Raw genomic sequence first — 695 nt, forward strand, 5'->3', positions numbered from 1 at the left:
CGTTTATCCTTTTTAAAGGTCGCAAGGATGTCTTTTACATAGACTTCAAGTCCGGCAATCAAGGCAGTATCCTGAAAAAGTAAATCCCCCGGGTCACGTAGCCATCCGGAATTATGTACACCGGGTTTCGGTTCGGGCTGCTTTCCTGCTTGATAGGTCGGCAGCCAACAGTCATCGAAAATGACAAAGATGGTGGATATGCCGTGTTTGGAAGCAATATCCAAATATTGTCTGACACGGGCTTTGAAACCGTCTTTATCGACTTCCCAAGCTACATGATGCAGATATACACGCATACAATTCATGCCGATGCCTGCCGCCCAGCCGAGTTCCCTGTCGATGGTTGCGGGGTCGAATGTTTCTGCCTGCCACATCTCCAACTGATTGATAGCGGTACCGGGGATAAAATCACAACCCCGAAGCCAACCCCATTGTTTGTACCATTCGTTGGCTTGTTCTTGTGTCCATACTTCACGGACTTTGGGATGCCCGGCACAGCCGACAAGCATTATACTTGCGATAAAAAATATGATGCCTTTTTTCATGATGATAATTATTATTTGTTATTAAATGGTTTCTCCAACTTCACAGCAGGTGCCTCACCATTCAAATCTAACTTGACCGCCCCTATCCGCTCTGCACCGCCGCGCCAGCCTTCGCGGGCATTGAAATACATCAGCAAAGATTTTTCCCAA

The 695-nt window shown here is 47.1% G+C and carries 1 pseudogene; it reads right to left on the reverse strand.

Annotated elements, in window-relative coordinates:
• Positions 1 to 545, reverse strand: a pseudogene (locus ASC50_RS02645) (1,4-beta-xylanase); the annotation flags it as partial.
• Positions 546 to 695 lie beyond the last annotated feature (150 nt).

The organism is Candidatus Symbiothrix dinenymphae (genome assembly GCF_001431085.1).